Genomic DNA, 3,652 nt, shown 5'->3' on the forward strand with positions numbered 1-3,652 from the left:
GGCGGCCCGGGCCGCCCACGTGGACCGGTTCGTGCGCACCCTGCCGGACGGCTACCAGACCCGGGTGAGCAGCGACGGCGGCGGCATCAGCGCCGGGGAGCGGCAGCTGATCACCATCGCCCGGGCGTTTCTGGCCGGTCCGCCGCTGCTGATCCTCGACGAGGCCACCAGTTCGGTGGACACCCGCACCGAGCTGCTGATCCAGCAGGCGATACGCGAGCTGCGCCGGGATCGAACCAGCTTCGTCATCGCCCACCGGCTCTCCACGATCCGGGACGCCGACGTGATCGTGGTGCTGCAGGACGGCCGGATCGTCGAACGCGGCAGCCACGCCGAGCTGCTGGCCCGCCGCGGCGCCTACTGGGCGATGGCGCAGGGCTAGCGGTCAGGGCCCTGCGCGCGCAGGTCGTCGGCCTCGACGGTGGGGGCGGAATGCTGTTCGCCCTCGGCGAACGGGCCGTCAGCCCCCGGCGACCTGGCGCCGGGCGCGGAACACCTTGACGTCGCCCTTGATGCCCTTGAGACGGCGCACCCCGGCGAACGACCACCGAAAGTTCGCGGCGTCGGCGAGCTGCTCATGCACGGCCTCGGCGACCAGCACCGAACCGGGCCGGGCCACCCCGGTGACCCGGCTGGCCAGGTTCACCGGGCTGCCGAACCAATCACCGGCCCGGCTTACCGCGGCCCCGGACGCGACCCCGGCTCGCAGCCGGAGGACGTCACTGTCCGACTCGGCGACGTCAACCAGCCGCAGCGCGGCGTCGAGCAGCGGCGCCGGCTGCGGGCAGACGAACATCACCGCGTCGCCGATGGTTTTGACGAACTGCACCGGCGGGACCGCCACCTCACGGGCTCGTCCGGCGAGCCGGTTGGCCAGCCGTTCGAGTTCCTCGGGCGAGACCTCCTCGCCGAACTGGGTGAAGCCGACCAGGTCGGCGAAGGCGACGGCGACCTGCCGGGCGCCCGGCAGCGCGTGGCCGGCGGCGAGCTCACCGGCGGTGACCGCCTCGGTCTCCAGCTGGTGGCGCAGGTGCAGGAAGAGCATGTCGGTGATCCACGGACCCAGCAGCGGCGCGATCCGGCTGACCAACTCCTGGGACCGCTTGGCGATCTCCAGTTCGCTGCCCCCGGGCTCCAGCACCGGGGCCAGCGCGGCGTAGCGCATCACCTCCGCGGCGTGCGAAAGCCCGTCGGCCAGGATCCGGACGACCTGCACCAGGTCGTCGGGATCCAGCCCGGCGTCGAGGAACTGCTTCAGGTGTGCGGCCGCGTCGCCGTCGGCGCGCAGGTGCACCGCGGCGTCCGGGTCGTCCACCCGGGCCACGCCGATGGCGCCCTGGACCCGCTGCAGCAGCGCCAGGTCGATGCCGTGGGTGTGGGCGATCTCGCGCGTCGAGACGTAGTCGTCGTCCACGCCGACCACCCGGCCGGTGGGCAGCAGCGCCGGCGCCGTCGCACCGCCGATCTGCTCGGCGGTGAAGCCCCGCGCCAGCAGCCACTCGATCAGCTCGGCGCGCTGGGTGCGGGCGGCGCCGGTCAGCCCGTCGAGCAGGCTTTCGATGCCTTCGGTGCCGTGGTCGGCCACGCGGAAAACGTATCAATGCCGACGGTTTCAGGACACCGGCGGGCGCCGATCCGCCCACGGCCGGGCCCGCTCGATCTGGGCGGCCAGCGACAGCAGCGTCGCCTCGTCGTTCGGCCGGCCGACCAGCTGCAGCGCCACCGGCAGACCGTCCGGGTCCAGCTCCCAGGGCAGCGCCGCGGCCGGCTGGCCGGTCAGGTTCCAGACCTGGGCGTAGGGCACCCGCGGGGCGACCCGCAGCAGCGTCGCCAGCGCACCGGCGCGCTGATAGGCCCCGACCCGGGACGGGCCGGTCGCGTTGGCCGGGGTGATCACCACGGCGACGTCGTCGAAGATCGCCTGGACGCGGGCGGCGACGGCCGGCTCCGCGGCCCGCGCGGCGGCGAGCCGGCGAGCCGGCGATCAGAGATCAGTGCACCCATCCGCGCCATCGCCCGGGTCTTGGCCTCCAACCGCTCCGGGTCCGGCAGCGAACGGGTGAAGTCGCGGATGCCGCGCAGGTAGCGCGGCAGGTAGCAGCGGTTGATCGCGGTGGGCGGGTAGTCGGGGTCGCGGCTGACGACCTGGTGGCCCAGCTTGCGCAGCAGCCGACCGGCCTCGTCGACCGCGGAACGTCGCGCCGGCGCGAGCCGAACCGGCAACGGCGTTGGCGCCTTGGTGCTCAACGCGATTCGCAGCCGGCCGGGGTCGCGTCCGGCCGCCGCCAGGAACCCGTCGCCCGGTCCCGGGGTCGCCGCGGTCACGTCCAGGAACAGTGCGGCGTCGGCGACCGACCGGGCGATCGGGCCGTAGGCGCTCAGCCCATACCACCCCTCGCCGTGCGGCGCCAGTGAGATCCGGTCACGCTGCGGCTTCAGCCCGAAGACCCCGCACCAAGCCGACGGGATGCGGATCGAGCCGCCACCGTCGGAGCCCAAGGCGAACGGGGCCAGGCCCGCGGCGACCGCGGCCGCACTGCCGCCGCTGCTGCCACCCGGCGTGCGGTCGACGTCCCACGGGTTGGCGGTCGCACCGACCGTCAGCGACTCGGTGTAGGGGAACATCATCGCCTCGGGCACCGCGGTCTTGCCGATGATCACCGCACCGGCTTCCCGCAGCCGGCGGACGGCCTCGGAATCGGCGGTCACGGCCGGGCCGTGCGCGCTGCTGCCGTAGCTGGTGGTCTGGCCCGCGACGTCGACGTTGTCCTTGATCGCCACCGGCACCCCGAGCAGCGGCAGCCGCTCGCCGGCGTCCAGCCGGTGCTGGGCCGCGGCGGCCTCGGCGCGCGCCGGCTCGGCCAGCACCACCCGGTAGCAGCGCAGCTGCGGGTCGAGTCGGGCGATGCGGTCCAGGTAGACCTCCAGCAGCTCCGGCGCGGTGACGGCGCCGGCGGCCAGCATCCGCGCCTGCTCGGCGGCACCGGCGTAGGCCAGATCTCGGGGCTGCACCGTCGCAGCCTATCGGCCGGGCAGACTGGTCGGGTGAGTGACAGCATCTTCGACAGCCTCACCGAGGAGCAACTGCGCCGGCGCAACACGGTCAAGTGGAGCGTGTTCGGCCCGGAGGTGCTGCCGTTGTGGATCGCCGAGATGGACTTCCCCACCGCGCCGCCGGTGCTGGCGGCGATCCGGGACTGCGTCGACCGGGAGGAGTTCGGCTACCCGGCGCTGCAGCGGGACACCCTGCCGGTGGCGACCGCCGACTGGTGCCGGGCCCGCTACGGCTGGTCGGTCGAGCCGGAGCGGGTGCGCGCCGTTCCGGACGTGCTGAAGGGCATCGAGGTGGTGGTCAACTTCCTCACCCGGCCGGAGAGCCCGGTGGTGCTGCCGGTGCCGGCGTACATGCCGTTCTTCGACATCGTGCGGGTCACCGGCCGGCAGCGGGTGGAGATCCCGATGGTGCCGCAGGCCTCCGGCCGGTATGTGATGGACCTGGACGCCCTCGACGACGCGTTCCGCGGCGGCGCCGGGTCGCTGATCCTGTGCAACCCGAACAACCCGCTGGGCACCGCGTTCACCGCCGACGAGCTGCGGACGATCGTCCAGATCGCCGCCCGGCACAGCGCCCGGATCATCGCCGACGAGATCC

The 3,652-nt window shown here is 73.9% G+C and carries 3 protein-coding genes and 1 pseudogene; 2 read left to right on the forward strand and 2 right to left on the reverse strand.

Annotation, left to right across the window (positions count from 1 at the left end; all coding sequences use genetic code 11):
- Positions 1–382 (forward strand): ATP-binding cassette domain-containing protein (locus AC2VNT_RS11235; RefSeq protein WP_486946928.1); only part of this gene is annotated, 382 nt, incomplete at its 5' end.
- Positions 383–460: 78 nt separating this feature from the next.
- On the opposite strand, the gene AC2VNT_RS11240 is transcribed toward AC2VNT_RS11235, so the two are convergent.
- Together AC2VNT_RS11240 and AC2VNT_RS11245 are read right to left on the reverse strand one after the other, a co-directional pair.
- Positions 461–1,585: an adenylate cyclase regulatory domain-containing protein gene (locus AC2VNT_RS11240; protein ID WP_486946929.1), complete on the reverse strand. Its 1,125-nt coding sequence runs from the start codon at positions 1,583–1,585 to the stop codon at positions 461–463.
- Between the two features lie 27 nt (positions 1,586–1,612).
- Positions 1,613–3,012: pseudogene (locus AC2VNT_RS11245) on the reverse strand (amidase).
- 33 nt (positions 3,013–3,045) lie between these two features.
- On the opposite strand from AC2VNT_RS11245, the gene AC2VNT_RS11250 reads away from it, so the two are divergent.
- Positions 3,046–3,652, forward strand: a 607-nt coding sequence (locus tag AC2VNT_RS11250) for an aminotransferase class I/II-fold pyridoxal phosphate-dependent enzyme (protein WP_486946930.1), incomplete at its 3' end; no start/stop codon positions are given.

The organism is Mycobacterium sp. TH-M15 (assembly GCF_057473705.1).